General features: G+C 75.1%; 14 protein-coding genes. 4 read left to right on the top strand and 10 right to left on the bottom strand.

The window, feature by feature from the left end:
* Nucleotides 1–58: 58 nt before the first annotated feature.
* Nucleotides 59–1,042, top strand: coding sequence for an RNA polymerase sigma factor SigJ (sigJ, locus tag O4J56_RS14830; protein ID WP_270686369.1), 984 nt, complete (start codon nt 59–61; stop codon nt 1,040–1,042).
* 74 nt (nt 1,043–1,116) lie between these two features.
* On the opposite strand, the gene O4J56_RS14825 is transcribed toward sigJ, so the two are convergent.
* Nucleotides 1,117–2,073, bottom strand: a complete 957-nt coding sequence (locus tag O4J56_RS14825; protein WP_270686368.1) for a hypothetical protein — start codon at nt 2,071–2,073, stop codon at nt 1,117–1,119.
* Nucleotides 2,074–2,320: 247 nt separating this feature from the next.
* Between O4J56_RS14825 and O4J56_RS14820 the strand changes: the two genes are divergently transcribed.
* Complete coding sequence (locus O4J56_RS14820; protein WP_270686367.1) at nt 2,321–3,700, top strand: GntP family permease; 1,380 nt, start codon at nt 2,321–2,323, stop codon at nt 3,698–3,700.
* Here the strand turns inward: O4J56_RS14820 and O4J56_RS14815 are convergent.
* Both O4J56_RS14815 and O4J56_RS14810 read right to left on the bottom strand, forming a co-directional pair.
* Nucleotides 3,685–4,473 carry an IclR family transcriptional regulator gene (locus tag O4J56_RS14815; protein WP_270686366.1) on the bottom strand — a complete coding sequence of 263 codons (789 nt, stop codon included), beginning with the start codon at nt 4,471–4,473 and terminating at the stop codon, nt 3,685–3,687. The two genes, O4J56_RS14820 and O4J56_RS14815, sit on opposite strands and share 16 nt — an antisense overlap.
* A gap of 94 nt (nt 4,474–4,567) precedes the next feature.
* On the bottom strand, nt 4,568–6,310 hold the full coding sequence (locus tag O4J56_RS14810) for an IlvD/Edd family dehydratase (protein ID WP_270686365.1): 1,743 nt from the start codon (nt 6,308–6,310) through the stop codon (nt 4,568–4,570).
* 127 nt (nt 6,311–6,437) lie between these two features.
* Between O4J56_RS14810 and O4J56_RS14805 the strand changes: the two genes are divergently transcribed.
* Both O4J56_RS14805 and O4J56_RS14800 read left to right on the top strand, forming a co-directional pair.
* A complete protein-coding gene (locus O4J56_RS14805; protein WP_270686364.1) occupies nt 6,438–7,382 on the top strand; it encodes a fumarylacetoacetate hydrolase family protein in 945 nt (314 codons plus the stop codon).
* Between the two features lie 137 nt (nt 7,383–7,519).
* Nucleotides 7,520–7,777 (top strand): antitoxin, encoded by a 258-nt coding sequence (locus O4J56_RS14800; protein ID WP_270686363.1) that lies wholly within the window; start codon nt 7,520–7,522, stop codon nt 7,775–7,777.
* Nucleotides 7,778–7,996: 219 nt separating this feature from the next.
* Here O4J56_RS14800 and O4J56_RS14795 read toward each other — a convergent pair whose 3' ends face one another.
* From O4J56_RS14795 to amiA, 7 genes are all read right to left on the bottom strand, one after another.
* A complete protein-coding gene (locus tag O4J56_RS14795; RefSeq protein ID WP_270686362.1) occupies nt 7,997–9,730 on the bottom strand; it encodes an ABC transporter ATP-binding protein in 1,734 nt (577 codons plus the stop codon).
* Nucleotides 9,727–11,481, bottom strand: coding sequence for an ABC transporter ATP-binding protein/permease (locus tag O4J56_RS14790; protein WP_270686361.1), 1,755 nt, complete (start codon nt 11,479–11,481; stop codon nt 9,727–9,729). The genes O4J56_RS14795 and O4J56_RS14790 overlap by 4 nt, the downstream gene beginning before the upstream one ends.
* Nucleotides 11,482–11,773: 292 nt before the next feature.
* The gene (locus O4J56_RS14785) at nt 11,774–12,919 is read right to left on the bottom strand and encodes a nitroreductase family protein (protein WP_270686360.1); all 1,146 of its coding nucleotides are present in this window, start codon (nt 12,917–12,919) and stop codon (nt 11,774–11,776) included.
* Nucleotides 12,920–12,926: 7 nt separating this feature from the next.
* Nucleotides 12,927–14,378, bottom strand: coding sequence for a YcaO-like family protein (locus O4J56_RS14780; protein ID WP_270686359.1), 1,452 nt, complete (start codon nt 14,376–14,378; stop codon nt 12,927–12,929).
* A 123-nt stretch (nt 14,379–14,501) separates the two neighbouring features.
* A complete protein-coding gene (locus tag O4J56_RS14775) occupies nt 14,502–15,551 on the bottom strand; it encodes a CocE/NonD family hydrolase (protein ID WP_270686358.1) in 1,050 nt (349 codons plus the stop codon).
* Nucleotides 15,548–16,420 carry a hypothetical protein gene (locus O4J56_RS14770; RefSeq protein WP_270686357.1) on the bottom strand — a complete coding sequence of 291 codons (873 nt, stop codon included), beginning with the start codon at nt 16,418–16,420 and terminating at the stop codon, nt 15,548–15,550. Before O4J56_RS14770 ends, O4J56_RS14775 begins: the two co-directional genes overlap by 4 nt.
* A gap of 197 nt (nt 16,421–16,617) precedes the next feature.
* Nucleotides 16,618–16,806, bottom strand: a complete 189-nt coding sequence (amiA, locus tag O4J56_RS14765) for a streptamidine family RiPP (RefSeq protein WP_270686356.1) — start codon at nt 16,804–16,806, stop codon at nt 16,618–16,620.
* Nucleotides 16,807–16,900 lie beyond the last annotated feature (94 nt).

The raw sequence follows: 16,900 nt of genomic DNA, 5'->3' as shown, positions 1-16,900 counted from the left end.
ACCGTTGTGCGTTTCGTGGAGGACGGCTTGACGGACCCATGGACGTCGGGAATCCGCAATGGCCACGAGTGACCGCCCGTTCCCCGGCCCGGAGGACCCGGGACTGAAAGCGGTGATGAGCGAGCGGCGCAAGCTGGTCGCTCTCGCCTACCGGCTTCTGGGTTCCGTCGCCGAGGCGGAGGACGCGGTGCAGGAGACCTACGCCCGCTGGTACGCCATGTCCGCGGACCAGCGGGACGCCGTCCGCTCCCCCGGCGCGTGGCTGACCACGGTCGCGAGCCGCGTCTGCCTGGACGTGCTCGGCTCGGCGCGGGCCCGCCGGGAGCGGTACGTCGGCGAATGGATCCCCGAGCCGCTGCCCGGGTCCGTGGAGTGGTCGAGCGCGGGCCGGGCGCCGGGCGGTGCCGGTGACCCGGCGGACCGGATCACCCTCGACGAATCGGTCACCATGGCGTTCCTGGTCGCGCTCGAAGCGATGACGCCGGCCGAGCGCGTGGCCCTGGTCCTCCACGACGTCTTCGGCTATCCGTTCCCCGAGGTGGCGGAGATCGTCGGCCGGACGCCCGCGGCCTGCCGCCAGCTCGCCTCGTCGGCCCGCCGCCGGGCGCGCTCCTTCGACGCCGCCCGGGTCTCGGAGGACCGGCGGGCCGAGACGGTCCGGGCCTTCAAGGCGGCGTGGGAGGCCCATGACATCGATGCGCTGGTCGGCCTTCTCGATCCCGGCGTCACGGCGGCCGCCGACAGCAACGGTCTGGCACAGGCGGCACTCCGGCCGATCGAGGGCGCCGAACAGGTCGCCCGCCACTTCCTCGCCCTCGCCGAACGGATGCCGACCGGTGTGGCGGTGGCCGAGTGCGTGGTGAACGGTCAGCCGGGGCTCGCGGTGCAACGGGACGGAGCCACGGCGACCGTTCTGGCGTTCGACATCGGTGAGGACGGGATCACGCGCATCTGGGCCGTCCTCAACCCCGACAAGCTCCAAAGCTGGAACCGGGCCGACGCCCTTCACGGCCGGAGCGGGGGCGCCGGGCAGGACCCCTGACCCCCTCGTATCCGCCATGTCCGCCCTGCGAGGCGGGCACGGCGGCGGCGAGGTCGCCCCCGCCGCCGTAGGGATCATGCGGCCGGGGTGCCTCCCGTGGGGGGCGGCGGGGCGGGGAACCGGTCGAGGGCGGGCTGGTCTCGTGCGCCCAGGGGAGCCATCCCGGGAACGTCCGCCGCGCGTGCCAGCTCGTCCAGGCCCAGGCGGGCGCGGCGGACCCGCTCCCGGGACGCCGCCAGGACGGTCGCGGCGACCTGCTCCCCGGCCGGGTACACGTCCGGGGCGTTGCGCAGCCCGAACTTGATGTACACGGGCGCGGCCACGCGGGCGATCTCGGCGATCTCATGGTGGCGCACGAAGCCCCCGATGTCGTCGGGCGCCTCCACGTAGACGTCGAGGGGCACCGGCGACCCGGCGCGCAGTTCGGCGAGCTGGTGGGTCGTCAGGTCCGAGGGGACGTTCACCGTGTCGGCGCCCAGGAGCTCGTGCACCCGCAGCGCGGCCGGGTTGGCCGGTCCGGCCATCACGGAGACCTTGAGCTGGAGGGAGGCGGGCAGGTCGCCCCGATCGCGCAGCAGGTGCAGGGCCCACAGCAGCCCCTCGTCGGCGACCAGCACGCTGCCCACGCCCAGGGCCGCGGCCCGCTCGGCCTGGGCGACGCCCGCGGCCAGCTGCCCGCGCCCGCGGCTCCGGGCGACCAGGGCCCGGGCGGCGGTCGCGGAGGCCGCGCCGGTGTCCCAGTTCGCGCCGGGGCGGGCGAACAGGCACAGCTCGATCCCGCGCTCGCCGGCGGCCTGCACCATGTCGGTGATCTCGGCGTCGGTGAGCATCCCCACCCCCGACCCCTGGGAGACGCGGTGCACGGGGACGCCGAGCCCGTCGGCCGCCTCGATCACCGCGGCGAGCGCGTCGGGGCCCTCGACGCTGGGGATCTCCAGCCGCCAGGCGCCGCCCCCGGGGAAGGCGCGGGGGGAGGAGGGCGGTCCGCCGCCGGACGGCGGCAGTCCGAGCGGATCCAGCAGAGCACTCATGGACACTCCCGAGAGCGAGGGGTTCGAGGAAGGTTCGAAATATCGGACGTCATTCTTTATTTCGAACTCACCCTAGAGCGCCCCGCCCGCGGGGGTCAACGCGGTGACGGAGGCCACTGCCCGGGTTGACCCCGGTCACACGGGTGGATTACGGTGCCCGAAATAACGAATAATGTTCGATATTTCGAACCTGGCTGCGCGCTCCCCCTCCCACCCCCGAGACAGAGGCACCGCACCCATGCCCCCCATGAACGACACCGCCGCCCTGCCCGCCGGCTGGCTGCTCACCATCGCCGTGCTGGCCGTCGCCGTCCTGCTGCTGCTCATCATCCGCCTGCGCCTGAACGCGATCCTGGCGCTCATCCTGGTCAGCGCCGCCACCGCGCTCGCCACCGGCGTCCCGCCCCAGGAGCTGGTCCCCGTGCTCACCGAGGGCATGGGGTCCACGCTCGGATCGGTCGTCCTCCTCGTCGGCCTGGGGGCCGTCCTGGGCCGGATGATCGAGGTCTCCGGCGGGGCCGCCGTGCTCGCCGACGGGCTGCTGCGCCTGTTCGGCGAGCGCCGCGCCCCGCTGGCGCTGAGCGTGGCCTCACTGCTGTTCGGCCTGCCGATCTTCCTGGACGCCGCCTTCGTCGTGATGCTGCCGGTCATCTTCTCCGTGGCGCGGCGCATGGGCGGATCGGTCCTGCTCTACGCCCTGCCCTCCACCGGCGCGTTCCTGGTGATGCACGCCCTGCTGCCCCCGCACCCGGGGCCGGTCGGCGCCACCGAGATCATCGGCGCCGACATGGGCCTGGTGGTCGTGCTGGGGCTGGCCGTGGGCCTGCCCGCCTGGTACCTGGGCGGCTACCGGCTGGGCCTGTGGCTCGGGCGCCGCCACGACCTGCCGGTGCCGGCCATCTTCGGCGGCGAGGACGACCGGGAGCTGGACGGCCCGCCCCCGGGCATGGGCGTGCTGCTGTTCCTCCTGCTGCTGCCGCTCGGCCTGATCTTCCTCAACACCGGCCTGGACGCGCTGGCGGTCGCCGGGGCGGTCGACGGCGACGCGCTGTGGGTGCGCTCGGCCGCGGCCGTCGGCGCCACGCCCTCGGCGCTGTTCATCACCGTGCTCATGGCGCTGTGGCTGCTGGGGTGGCGGCGCCGGCACGGCGGCGACGTCCTCGACCGCCTCATCGACCGCGCCCTGGCCCCCGTCTGCGGCATCATCGTGCTCACCGGCGCCGGGGGGATGTTCGGCGCCGTGCTCACCCGCAGCGGCATCGGCGAGGCCCTGACCTCGCGCCTGGACGCCCTGGGCATCCCGCTCCTGCTCGCCGCGTTCCTCATCGCCGTGGTGATGCGGGTCGCCCAGGGGTCGGCAACGGTCGCCGCGACCACCGCCGCGGGGTTCATCGCCCCCGCGGTGGAGGCCTCGGGCGGGTACTCGCCCTTCCAGCTCGCCCTGACCGTCCTGGCGGTGGCGGCCGGGTCGATCGTGCTCTCGCACGTCAACGACTCGGGGTTCTGGCTGGTGCGCGGGTTCCTCCGCCTGGACACCGCCACCATGCTCCGCACGTGGACCGTGCAGGCGACGGCGGTGGGCGTGCTGGCCTTCGCCGGGACCTGCCTGCTCTACCTGCTGAGCTGACCGGCCGGCGCGGGCGCGCCGCCGAGCAGCGCGGTGAACCGGTCGGCCGCCTCGGTCACCACCCCGCGCAGCTCGTCGCGGCGCGCCCGGGACCAGCGGTGCGCCGGGACGGAGATGCTCAGCGCGGACACCACCTGCCCGGAGCGGTCGCGCACGGGCGCGGCCACGCAGCACACGTCGGGGTTGGCCTCGCACTCCTCCATGGCCCACCCCTCCCGGCGCACCTGGTCCAGTTCGGCCCGCAGGCGCGCGGGGTCGGTGATGCTGCGCTCGCTCAGGGCCTCCAGCGGCCCGGCCTCCAGGCGGCGGTCCAACTCGGCCTCGGGCAGGCTCGCCAGCAGCGCCTTGCCGAGCGCGGTGCAGTGCGCCGGGAGCCTGCGGCCCAGGCTGGAGACCATGCGCACGGCGTGGGAGCTGTCCACCTTGGCGATGTAGATGATGTGCAGGCCGTCGAGCACCGCCACGTGAGCGGTCTCGTTGCAGGCCTGGACGACCTCCTGGGCGACGCGCTGGCCGATCTTGGGCACGTCCAGGCCCTCGGAGTAGCGGCTGCCGAGCCGGAAGAGCTGGATGCCGAGCTGGTAGCGGCCGGGCACGTCGGGGTGCCGGTGCAGGTACTCGCGCCCGGTCAGGGTGTTGAGCAGCTCGTGCACGGTGGTGCGCGGCAGCTCCAGCTCCTCGACGATCTCCGGAGCGCTGACCGAGTCCCGGCCGTCCAGGAACAGTTCGAGGATGTCCAGGCTGCGCTGGACCGCGGGTGTGCGCCGTGCCATCTGCGTGCCGTCCTCCTTCGGGCGCCGGTCGCCGACCAGGCTATACCGGTCGGCGCGCCGGGCCCGTTCACGGCCGCGCGCCGTCGGTGCGCCGTCAGTGCGACTCGCGCGGCACGTCCGCCCCGCTGGAGCCGACGAGGAAGTCCAGGTCGGCGCCGCGGTCGGCCTGCAGGACGGTGTCGCAGTACAGCCGGACCCAGCCGCGGTCGGCGAGCGGCGCGGGCGGCGTCCAGGCGGCCCGGCGGCGCTCCAGCTCCTCGTCGTCCACGTGCAGGGTCAGGGAGCGCTCCGGCACGTTCAGCTCGACCTCGTCGCCGTCGCGCACCAGGGCGAGCGGCCCTCCGACGGCGGCCTCGGGGGCGACGTGCAGCACCACGGTGCCGTAGGCGGTGCCGGACATGCGCCCGTCGCACACCCGCACCATGTCGGTGACGCCCTGGGCGAGCAGCCGGGACGGCAGGGGGACGTTGCTGACCTCGGGCATCCCCGGGTAGCCGGAGGGGCCGCAGTTGCGCAGCACCAGCACGGTGTCGGCGTCCACGTCCAGGTCCGGGTCCTCGGCGACGGCGTAGTACTCCTCCGGGGAGTCGAAGACCCTGGCGCGCCCGCGGTGGACCAGCAGGCGCTCGTCCGCGGCGGACTGCTTGACCACGGCCCCCGACGGGGCGAGGTTGCCGCGCAGGACGGCGGTGCCGGTGCCCGCGGGCTGGAACGGCTCGTCGAAGGGGCGGATGACCCGGCGGTCGTGGCACGGCGCCTGCCCCGCGCGCGCCGGGGCGTCGATGGGCTCGCCGGTCACGGTGACCGCGTCGGTGTGCAGCAGGTCGCCCAGCTCGGCGATGACCGCCGGCAGGCCCCCGGCGTAGCAGAAGTCCTCCATCAGGAACCGGCCGCTGGGCATGAGGTCGAGCAGGGTGGGCACGTCGCGGGCCAGGCGGTCGAAGTCGTCCAGCTCCAGCGGCACGCCCAGGCGCCCGGCGATGGCCAGCAGGTGCACGACCGCGTTGGTGGAGCCGCCGATGGCGGCGTTGACCCGGACGGCGTTCTCGAAGGCCTCGCGGGTCATGATCGAGGAGGGGCGGACGTCGTCGTGGATCAACTCCACGATCCGGCGCCCGGATCGCTGGGCCATGGCGTACCGGCGGGCGTCGACGGCCGGCCAGGTGGCGCCGTAGGGCGGCTGCATGCCCAGCGCCTCGGCCATGCAGGCCATGGTGGAGGCGGTCCCCATGGTCATGCAGTGCCCGTTGGAGCGCGACATGCAGGACTCGGCGAACGCGCAGTCCGCCTCGCTCATCCGGCCGGCCCGCACCTCGGCCTCGAACTTCCACACGTGGGTGCCCGAGCCGATGTCCTCGCCGCGGAACTTGCCGTTGAGCATGGGCCCACCGGTGATCATCAGGGCGGGGAGGTCGGTGCTGGCGGCCGCCATGAGCAGGCCGGGGGTGGTCTTGTCGCAGCCCGACAGCAGGACGACGCCGTCCAGGGGGTTGGCGCGGAACAGCTCTTCGGCCTCCATGGCCAGCAGGTTCCGGTAGAGCATGGCGGTGGGGCGCAGCACCGTCTCGCCCAGGGCCATGACGGGGAACTCCAGGGGCAGCCCCCCGGCCTCCCACACGCCGCGCTTGACCGACTCGGCGATGCGGGACAGGTGGGCGTTGCAGGGGGCCAGCTCGGAGCCGGACACCGCGATGCCGACGACGGGGCGCCCGTCGAAGACGTCGTCGGCGAAGCCCTGGTTGCGCATCCAGGAGCGGTAGAGCATGCCGGAGCGGCCGTCGGCGCCGAACCAGTGGCGGCTGCGCAGCTCCCGGTCGGGCGCGGTGTCCTGGGGCATGGCCGGAATCCCCTCACTGTCCGAAATATCGAACGCTTGCCAATATATCGAAGTTGACGCTAGACAAGGGGGTGGACGGGCGTCAACCCCCGCGCCGCGGGGCACTCCGGAGAGGCTGGTACCGACCGTGGACGGATTCGTTCGCTTCACCGATCACCCTTCCCCCGCCGCCGGGAGCGCCCCCCGCGTCGGCTGGTACTCCGCCGACCGCGGCGCCGTGCACCCCCTGCCCGGCACCGCGACGATGGCGGACCTGCTGCGCCTCCCCTTGCCGCAGATCCGCGCCCTGGCCGAGCGCGCCGCACGGGACCCCTCCCCCGTCCCCGCCTCGGACGCGCTCCTGCTGCCGCCCGTCGACGGCGGAACGGAGGTGTGGGCCTCCGGGGTCACCTATGAGCGCTCCCGCGAGGCCCGCCGGGAGGAGAGCGGGAGCGCCGACCTGTACGAGCGGGTGTACACCGCGCAGCGGCCCGAGCTGTTCTTCAAGGCCGTCCCCTGGCGCGTGGTCACCGACGGCGAGCCGGTCGCGGTGCGCGAGGACTCCGCGCTCGACGTCCCCGAGCCCGAGCTCGCGCTGGTCGCCAACGCCTTCGGCGACGTCGTGGGGTACGGGGTGTGCAACGACATGAGCTCGCGCAGCATCGAGGGGGAGAACGCGCTCTACCTGCCCCAGGCCAAGGTCTACGCCGGGAGCTGCGCCCTGGCCCCGGTGGTGCGCCCGGCATGGCTGGTGCCCGACTGGCGCGCGCTGCGCGTGTCGATGTCGGTGGAGCGCGGGGGCGCGACCGCCTTCTCCGGGGAAATCGGCCTGACGGCGATGCGCCGCGAACCGGCCGACCTGCTCTCCCACCTGTTCGCCGGGCAGCCCTTCCCGGACGGGGCCGTGCTGGCCACGGGGACCGGGATCGTCCCGGACATGGACTTCACCCTGGAAGAGGGGGACGTGGTCCACATCGGGATCGAGGGCGTGGGCGGCCTGTCCAACCCCGTCGTGCGCGGCGGTGCGGGCCTGGAGTGGCTGGTGGCCGCCCGCGACGACGCCCGGGCCCGCCCGCCGCGGAGGCGCGGATAGGGCCTTGTGACCCCGGTTCCGAACACGGATTTTACGGCGGTTTCCTAGACTCGGCAGTGACGCGACATGTCGCATCTCCGCTCCGGGGAGGGGGACACGCGCTCTCCGGCGGTATTCGGGAACGAGGTGACCACGATATGGCCAACCTGCAGAGGCTGTTCCGGCAGGTCCTCAGCTACGTCCGCAGGAACCCCGACGCGGCGAACCGGCATCTGCGCAAGGCCGGGGAGACCGTGAAGCAGCGCACCGGGGGCAAGTACGACCGCCACATCGACAAGGCCCTCGGCGGGGCGTCGCGGTACCTCTCCAAGCAGCGCGGCCGCCCCGGGCGGGGCGGTCCGCACGGCCGGGGCTTCGGCCACGGCCGCGGGGGACCGCCGAAGTACCGCCCCTGACGGCGGCGCGGCCGAGCGGGCCGCGACCGTCCCCCTCGTCCCGCCCCCACGCCCGCCCCGCGCGCTGACCGGCGTAACCGTGGGCGGGGGCCGTCCGACGGCCCCCGCCCACGGCCGTCGCGACCGATCCGGCGGCACCACCTCGGTGTCATCGGCGAAACCGATGGGCAGCGCGTGCTCCACCCCGAGCGCGGTCATCGCCGACGGTCCGCACTGCCACTACCGCGACGGCGGCGACGTGCCGGCCGTGTCCATGCGCGTCGTCACCGGCGCCTGACCGCCCCGCTCCCCGGGGCCCTCGATCCGGATGACCCGGTCGCACCGCGCCAGGGTCTCCGCCCGGTGGGACGCGATGAGGACGGTGCCGTCGAAACCGGCGATCACGTCGGATATCGCCCGCTCGGTCGCCGGGTCCAGGCTGGCGGTCACCTCGTCGACCAGCAGCACGCGCGGGCTCCGGACCAGGGCGCGGGCCAGGCACAGCCGTGCCCGCTGCCCTCCGGACAGCCGCACCCCGCTCTCGCCCAGGCCGTCGTCGAGGCCGATCCACCCGTCGGCGCCGACCCGCTCCAGCACGGCGGCCAGATCCGCGTCGGGACGGGTCCCGGTCCCGCGCAGGAGGTTCTCCCGCACCGTTCCGTGGAACAGGGTCGCGTCCTGGTCGACCAGCGCGACCGCGCCGCGCAGGTCGGTGTCGTCGAGCTCGCTCAGCGCCACGGCGTCCCCGTCCCCGCCGACCAGTTCGACGGCCCCCGAGGCGGGGTCCCACAGGCGGGCGGCCAGCGCGACGGCCGTGCTCTTGCCCGCGCCGGAGGGCCCGGCGAGGCCGACGTGCTCACCGGGCGCGATCTCGGCGAACCAGGACGCGAGCACGGGCTCCCGGCCGTCGTAGGCGAACCCCACGTCCCGGAAGCGGAGCCCGAGTGGGCCCACGGGCAGGCGCCGCGCCGCCGCCGGCTCGGACACGACCGGGGGCCGGTTGATCCCGGCGGCGACGCGGTCGGCCCCGGCGACCAGCGGGTGGAGCTGGCTGAGCGTGGTGGCGGCCTCCGTGGTCGCGGCGACCCCGGCCACGGCCAGCGCCACCAGGGCGGGCAGGAGCGCCGGGGACAGCGCGGCCCCCGCCCCGGAGCCGGACAGCACCCCGGCGGCCGAGGCGCTCACGGCGATGACGCCGATCACCACGGCCGTCACGATCAGCTCCCGGAGGGCGGTGACCAGCTGCGCCACGAGTTCGCGGCGGCGCGTGGTCGCCGCGGCCGCGGCGGTGGCGGCGTCGGTCTCGGCGACGATGCGCGGCGCGAGCCCGTAGGCGAGCACCTCGCGCAGCGCCCCGAGCGCGTCGACCATCCGCGCGGACAGGGCCGACCGCTCGCGCTGCTCCTCCTCGCCGAGCCGCCGCGCCGTCCGGGCCCAGGCGAAGGCCGACGCCGCGACCGCCGCGCTCCCGACGAGCATGACCGCGCCGGCCTGCGGGAGCAGGACGGTCGCTGTGGCCAGGGCGGCCAGGAACACGGTGACCGACGCCCCGATCTGGGCCACGGTGTGGGCGTAGAAGAACTCCAGCTTCTCGATGTCGCCCATGGCGACGGTCGCCGCCCGCCCCGAGTGCTCGCGCCGCCGCCCGGGGACGCTGCGCGCGTAGGCGTCGAACAGGGCCATCCGCAAGCGGGCCAGCACACGGTAGGCCAGGGCGTGCGAGACGTCCATCTCTTGCCAGGTCAGTACGGTGCGCAGCACGACGAGCCCGATGACGGCGGCCCACCAGACCGCCCCGGGTGGCTCCCCCTCGACGACGGCGCGGCCGACCGCCCACGCCGTGAGGACGGTAAGGGCGGCCAGCGCGAGCGCGCTGACGGTGCCGACCAGGTAGCTCCAGAGCATTCCGCGCCATTCGGGGCGCAGGGCGGGCAGCAGGCCGCGCAGGGCGCGGAGCGCGGACACGGTGGTCACGGGGCGCTCCTCTCCAGGTGTCCGGCGTCCAGGCGCAGCACGTCGGCCGCGCCGGTGAGCGTCTCGGGGCGGTGGCTGATCATGATGACGATGCGGTCGCGGGCGACGCGGTGCAGCGTGTCGACGACCTCCGCGGCGCGCGCCGCGTCCAGGGCGCTGGTCGGCTCGTCCACGAGGAGGACGGGGCGGCGCGCGAGGAGGGCGCGGGCGAGGGCGAGCCGCTGGCGCTGCCCGCCCGACAGGTTGGTCCCCGCCTCGGTGACCTCGGTGTCGAACCCCTGCGGCAGGCGCCGGACGTCGTCGAGGATTCCGGCCGAGCGGCACGCGGCGGCGAGGTCGGAGTCGTCCGGGTCCTGCTCGTCGGAGCGGTCGGAGCGGTCGGGGCGGTCGGGGCGGGTGACGGCGAGGTTGTCCCGGATGCTCCCGGCGAAGAGCACCGGCCGCTGGGAGACCACGGCGACGTCGTCGGGGCTCACCGGCCAGCCGTCGAGGGTGATGCCGCCCCGGTCCGGGGCGAGGAACCCGAGCACCAGGTCGAACAGGGTGGACTTGCCCGCCCCGGACTCCCCGGTGATCGCGGTGAGCGACCCGCGCCGCGCGGTCAGGTCGAGGTCGTGCAGGACGTCGTCGCGGGCACCGGGGTAGCGGAAGCCCAGCCCGGAGACGCGCAGCTCATCGGCCTGCTCCGTGGTGGGGCCGCTGGTGGGCCCACCGGCCGGTGTGTCGGACGTCCGGGATGCGGCTCCCTGCGGGTCTCCGCTCTCCGGGAGGCCTCGCTCCGAGACCCCCTCCGGGGCCTGCCCCGAGGCGAAGGCGCCGATCCGGGCCAGTCCGGGGATGGCGGTCAGCCCGAGGAACCCGGCGTGCCAGTGCCGCGAGAGGTCGCGGATCGGCCGGAACGCCTCCGAGGAGAGCAGCAGGATCAGATACACCTCGATGGCGGGCCCCTGCCCGGAGGCGGCGTGGCCGAGGGCCGCGACCGCCGCGGCGACGATGCCCGCCTGCACCGCGAAGTCGATGACGGCGGTCTCGGCCAGGGAGACCCGCATGACACGCTCGGTGGCCCCGCGCAGCGCCTCGGACCGGGAGTGCAGCCGTCGCCGGGTCCCGGGAACGTCGCCGAGGGTGCGCAGGGTCGCCATGCCGCGCAGGGATTCGAGGAGGTCGGAGCTGAGGTCCTCGTAGCTGTCCCAGTGGTCGAGGCCGCGCCGGGCCATCATGCGCTTCCATGCCATCGGCCCCAGCAGCGCCAGCACGATCCCCGCCGCCACGCACAGCCCCGCCACCGGGGAGAGCACTGCCAGCGCGGCGACGACGACCGGGCAGGCCAGGAACACCTGCGCGATGGCGGGGATGTACTTGGAGACGTAGGCATCGGTGCCGTCGACACCGTCGCCGAGGGCGGCGCGCATCGATCCGTCCCTGGCATCGGTATCGTGCAGCCGCTCAGGGACCAGCGCCGCGCGCATCGCGCGGCGGCGGAGGGCCTGCCGGACGCGGCCGCCCAGCCCGGCGGCGGCCGAGGCCTGGGCGAGCGAGAGGGCGGTGCGCGCCAGCGCGATCCCGACGATCAGCGCCAGCGCGGCGAGCACGTCCTCGGGCCGCCCGCGCAGGACGGCCGACATCGACCAGGCGATCGCGACGGCCTGGGCGACATGGGTGAGGAACACCAGCGCCAACAGCCCGGTGCTCCAGGCCAGCGCGGCGGGGAACCGGGCCGCCTCCCGCCAGAGCTCTCGGACGATCATCATGGGGCGGTCTCCTCCAGCCGACGCCTTGCGGGAACGCACTTCATTGCCGAGTCCCCCTCCCGGGCACCCGGGCGATGCCGTCCGCCGGGGTGGTGGGACAGTCGCCGGTCGCGTCCGCCCCCAGCAGGCGTCCGAAGGTCGTGGTGCCGGTCAGGGCATCGGGGGCGGTCAGCCCGGACGGACACGACGCCGCTCGAACGGACACCGTCGCCCACTCCGGAGGCGCCCCCGTCGGGCGCAGTGGGCTCAGCGGAGCGGGTCGCCTCCCGCCAAGGCGCTCGAACGATCACCATCACGCGACCTCCTCGGCCGAACGTGTACCGGGCCCGGTCACGCCGCACTCGGCAGATCCAGGAAGCATCGCCACAGCGTGCACAGTCCAACGCCCCTGCACCGCGCGGAAACCGGACACCGGCCGACAACGCCACTCCCCCGTCAGGGCGCTCGAATAGCACAGGTGGGCCGCCTCCCGGTGGGCCCGCCACAGCACCTCGGCGACGGCGGCGGTCGACGCGTCCACGGGGACGGACCAGGTCTCCAGACGGTGGGCCCCGAGGACCCACGCCTGCTCGCACGCTTCGACGGCCCCGCGCGTCTCGGGAACCCGGGCCGCTGAACCGACGACGCACAGCCGGGCCCGCGCCGCCGCGGCGAATTCGCCGATCGCGGGCGAGCGGCGCGCGGCCAAAGCCTCCCGGCGCCCGGCGTCCACCGACCACGTGTCCGGCAGCTCGATCGACGCGAGCGGGATCTCCGGGGCGAGCCCGCGCCGGGTCCACCACTCGTGTTCGGCCGCGCGGGGCACGCCGAGCAGGCCGCGCAAGGGCGCCCCCGGTCCGAGCCGCACGGACGAGGCGCGGGTCAGGAACTCCACGGCGGCGAGCGCGTAGGCCGTGTCCGCGATCCACAGCGGCCAGGCCCGGTGGCGGTAGCGGCCGTAGCTCCGGCCCGGCTGCACGGTCAGGACCACGTGGGTCCCCGCTCCCGGCCCGACGGCGCCGTCGGCGCCAGCGCCGGTGTCGGTGTCGGTGTCGGTGTAGGAGTCGACGTCGGCGCGCCGGAGCAGCGTGTCCCGGTCGTGGTCGTAGACGTACCGGCCCGGCTCCAGGGATCCGCCGCCGTCCCCGCGCGCACCGGAAGCGCCCACGACCACATGCGTCTGCACCGGGTAGGCCCCGCCCGCCGAAGGCACCGGGCGCCTGCGGACGTTGGTCGGGGTCCCGTCCTCCAGCCGGTGGAAGCCCTCCCCGGACCACAGGCCGCCGAGCAGGTCCCCGAGCCGCCCGGGCACGGCCACCGGAACGGCACCCGCCGCACCCCAAGGGTTCACGCGCGGCCCGGGCGGGCGCGCCTCCCCGGGAGGGTCGGCGGCGAAGGCGTGCGCCAGGCCGGGCGGAAGGCCGGGCGGCACCGCTGTCAGGTGGTCGGTGGAGTACACGGGAGCCTTACATGTGCGGGGGCGGGATGAGCGTGAAGTCCTCAGGGGTGCCGTCCCACTCCGTGCGCCACCCGCGCTCGGCGGCGGCCTCCCTGAACCGGGACATGCCGAGGTAGGCAAAGGCGGCGGGGGCGTTGGGGACCAGCCCGGTGATCAGGGTCCGCACCACGCGCAGCGGCGTGCGGCGGATGTCGGACGTGGTCAGGTCGCGGGTGAGGATCCGGTGCCCGCGCCGTGCCAGACGCCGGTACACCTCCCCCATCTCGACCGGCTCCACCGCGGTGATCGGCCGGGTGCCCAGGTCCGGCTCGGTGAAGCGCCGCGCCTCGCCGTGGACGCGCGGGTCGAGCCAGAGCTGGACGTGCGCGCCCAGGTCGATGATGTTCCCGCACTGCTCCCCGGCGGCGTCCAGGTAGGAGGCGTCCTCGCGGAAGTCCAGGTAGAGCCCGCGGGCCATCAGCCCCTGTTCGACGGCGCGGAACACCCACCCGTCGGCGGCGGTGCACCCCTGGGTGTACACCCACGTGTGGACCGCTTCGAGGACCGCCTTGCGGGCGGCCCGCACCGGGTCGCAGGAGGCGGAGAAGCCCGCGGCGTACAGGCCGCGCTCCTCGTCGTGCACGAGCGCCGCGACGGCGGGCGCGAACTCCGACGGCATCGCCACCAGGGAGACGTCCAGCGAGCTGCCGCCCAGGTCCTCCTCCAGCCCCGGCACGCTCGCGGGGTCGATGCCGAAGGTCGGCCCGTCCAGGTGCCACCACAGTTCGAGGGCGTCGCGCTCGACGACCTCCAGGACCCCGCGGTCGCGCGCGTCGTCGGCGCCCTGGCCGGTGGCGATGCCCGCGTAGTTGAGGTGGTGGGTGCGGGGCAGGTGCCGGAAGCGCGACTGCCGCCAGTTCAGGTAGACGAGCGAGGCGGGCACCCAGGTCCGGGCGCCGTCGAGGTCGGCGCAGCGCGTCCAGAGCGTGGGGGTGTCGTCGGTGAGCCGGTGGTAGGGGAAGCGGTCGCGGTCGTACTGCCAGGGGGCGAAGACCGGGAGCTCGGCCGCGCCGATCACGTCGGCTCCCTGGGCCACGAGTTCGGCGCGGGTGGAGATGCGCAGCTCGTCCGGGGGGAGCTCGGCGGGGAGCCAGTTCCCGCAGTAGCGTTCGACCCCTTCGGCGATCGCGGCGATCCTCGCCTGGTCGCGGTCGCCGAAGGTGGTGCCCAGGGAGACGCGGTCGGCGGGCCACTCGCCGAGCCGCCGCGCGTCGGCGACGGACGCGGTCATCGCCAGGTAGGAGGCCGGAGCCCCGGAGGGGTGCGGCACCTCCCGGACGGATCTGATGATGCCGCACTCGGGATCGACCAGCGCCTCGACGGGCAGGGTCGGCCGGCCGGGAACGGCCGCCGCGCCCGGCGCGGGGGCGGCCCCGGGCGCGGGTCGCGGCGGGTGGGCGTCGGTCTTCGTCAGGGTCATCGGCGGATCCTTAGGGGCCGAAGGTGCGGAGGACGGGGCGAGACCCGCGTTGATCTCGGGAGAATCGACGCTAGAACCGCGCTTGTAGGGGCGTCTTTCCCGAGATCAACGCGGTGGGGCGGCTCAGGCATGGACGGTCCTCTCGTGGCGCCAGGCCCCGGCCGCGGGGTCGAGGACCGACCGGGTCCGCGGCGGCTCCGGGCGCGAGGGCGGGCGCGCGGGCGGGCACGCGGGTGGCGGCGCGAGGATGTCCGTCCACTCCGCCGGGACTCCGGGCAGGCCGTGCGCCGACAGCCAGGGGTCGATGACGTGCTTCAGGCCTCCGGCCCCGGCGATGCGGGCCCGCAGGGCCGTGTCGGCGACCCCGCCGACGAGGAGGTGCCCCCAGGGGCCGCTGGCGAGGTGGCTCGGGCCGCTCCATGCGCTGGCGAGGCGCTGGGCGTCGTGGTGGAAGAAGTCCTCGTCCCCGCTGATCACCAGCAGCGGCGCGGTGATGCCGCGGTAGCGCTCCGCCAGGTCGAGCCGCCGGGCGGTCCACAGCCGCCGCCAGGCCGCGCGCGCCTCCCGCGTCCAGCCCCAGTGGTCGGCGGCGTCGATGACGCCGTGCTCACGCGCCTGCGCGGTCCGCCGGTCCAGTTCGTCCGGGGGCAGCGGGGGTTCGGGACGGCGGGTGCGGCCGTGCTCGTGCCACCACCCGATGCGGTGCCGGATCTGCGGTTCGCCCCCGGCGTCCCAAGCGGTCTCGGCCAGGCCGAGCGCGGGCACGAGCGCGATGACCGCCGCGACGGGGCCCGGACCGGCCCCGTCCCCTCGGCGCGTGGCGGCGCGCGCGGCCTCCAGGGCGGCGTGGGCGGCGTAGGAGGCCCCGTAGACGACGACGGGGAGTCCGGGGTGCTCGGCCGTGAGCCGGACCAGGACCTCTCCGCCGTCGTCGTGCTCGTGTGCGTACGGTGACCAGGTCCCTTCCGACCGGTACCGTCCGCGCACGTCCTGCACGAGGCAGTGGTATCCGCGCTCACTCCACGACCGCGCGGTCGACGCGTGCTGGTCGGCGCCGTAGGGCGTGCGGATCAGCACGAGGCCCCGCGCGTCCCGCACGGCCCGCCACCACCGACCGCGCAGGAGGGTCCCGTCCGGCATCCGGCACCGGTGGTCGTCCCCCTGCTCCGTCATGACGGGTGGGCCGCCGCGCCGGCGATGGCGGACGGGGCGTCGTAGGCCAGCACCGGGTGCTCGCTGAGCGCCCCGGTTGCGGCGACGAACATGAAGAGCATGCTGCGGTACCCCTCCAGCGTGTCGCTCCGCTGTGCCCAGGCGAGAGCGACGGTGAGCATCCGGCCGGTCAGCAGCGTGGACGCCGCCGGTGAGAGCGGCTCGGGGGCGCGGGGTGAGGCGGCGGCGCCGCGCTGCCAGGCGTCGAGTTCGCCGGGCACGGGGCTCGCCGCCAGGCGGCGCCGCCGGACCTGCTCGGCGGTGGGGTCGTCGGTCGAGACGGCGATGGGGTCGACGAAGCACACCGTGCCCTCGCGGTAGGCGCGCAGCCAGGCGGTACCGCGCTCGGGGAGGGTGTCCAACGTGTCCCACCCCGCGCGTTCGCGGGGCGAGTCGGCGTAGCCGATGACGAGGTCCCAGCCCTGGTCGGCGGGCAGGTCCGCAGCGTCGGGGAAGCGCGTTGCGGACAGGCCCCACCCGTCCAGGGCATCGGCCAGCGCGTCGACGGGGGCGCCATGGCCGATGAGTGCGACGTTCCGCCGTTCCGCTGGCCAGCGGCGCTCGGCGTCGTCGGCCTCGCGGGAGGCCATCTCGGCGGCGAGCCTGTGCGCGTACGCGGCGCCGCCGGTGTCCCCGCCGTCCTCGCCCTCCCCGGCGCCCCCGGCGTCCTCTTCCGGTGCTCCGGTGAGCGCGCGGACGAGGCCGGGCGCCGGGTTCTGCAGCCGGAGGAACCGGCCCGAGGAGGTGCGCACGGCACCGGTGCCGTCGTGCCCGACGAGGGCGTCGGCTCCGGTTCCCGGCACGCGGGCGATGAGGGGGTCGGTGGTCATCTGCGCCTCACGGGGCCTCTCTCGAACCGCCCTGGCGGGGGTTCTTCCGGGGATGGCGCCCCGGCCTCGGGGCGCCGTGCTCACAGAGGGGCCCGGTCGGGCGGTCCGCCGACCGCCCGACCGGGGATTCACGCCGGACCGGCCACGCCGCGGAGGAAGGGCCGCGCGGCACGGTCAGACGGATCGGCCGGATCCGGTCACTCGAAGGGGTTGGCCACGAGCGCGTTGGAGTGCGAGGCCGACAGGTGGGCCAGCTGCTCGGACTCCTCGATCTCGGCGGTGACGGCCTCGTCGAAGGGGTTGGCGACCAGGGCGTTGGAGTGCGAGGCCGACAGGTGCGCCAGCTGCTCGGACTCCTCGACCTCGGTGGCGATCTGCTGGTCCATGGCGGTGTCCTCTCATTGCGACAGGACGTGTCGGACGTGTTCCGACACGTGCTCCCTCGGGAGCGATGCGCACTTTACTTGAGAACGATAATCA

This window comes from Nocardiopsis endophytica, assembly GCF_027706725.1.
GTDB classification, from domain to species: Bacteria; Actinomycetota; Actinomycetes; order Streptosporangiales; family Streptosporangiaceae; genus Nocardiopsis_A; species Nocardiopsis_A endophytica.
This window is presented reverse-complemented; position numbering and strand designations above follow the sequence as displayed.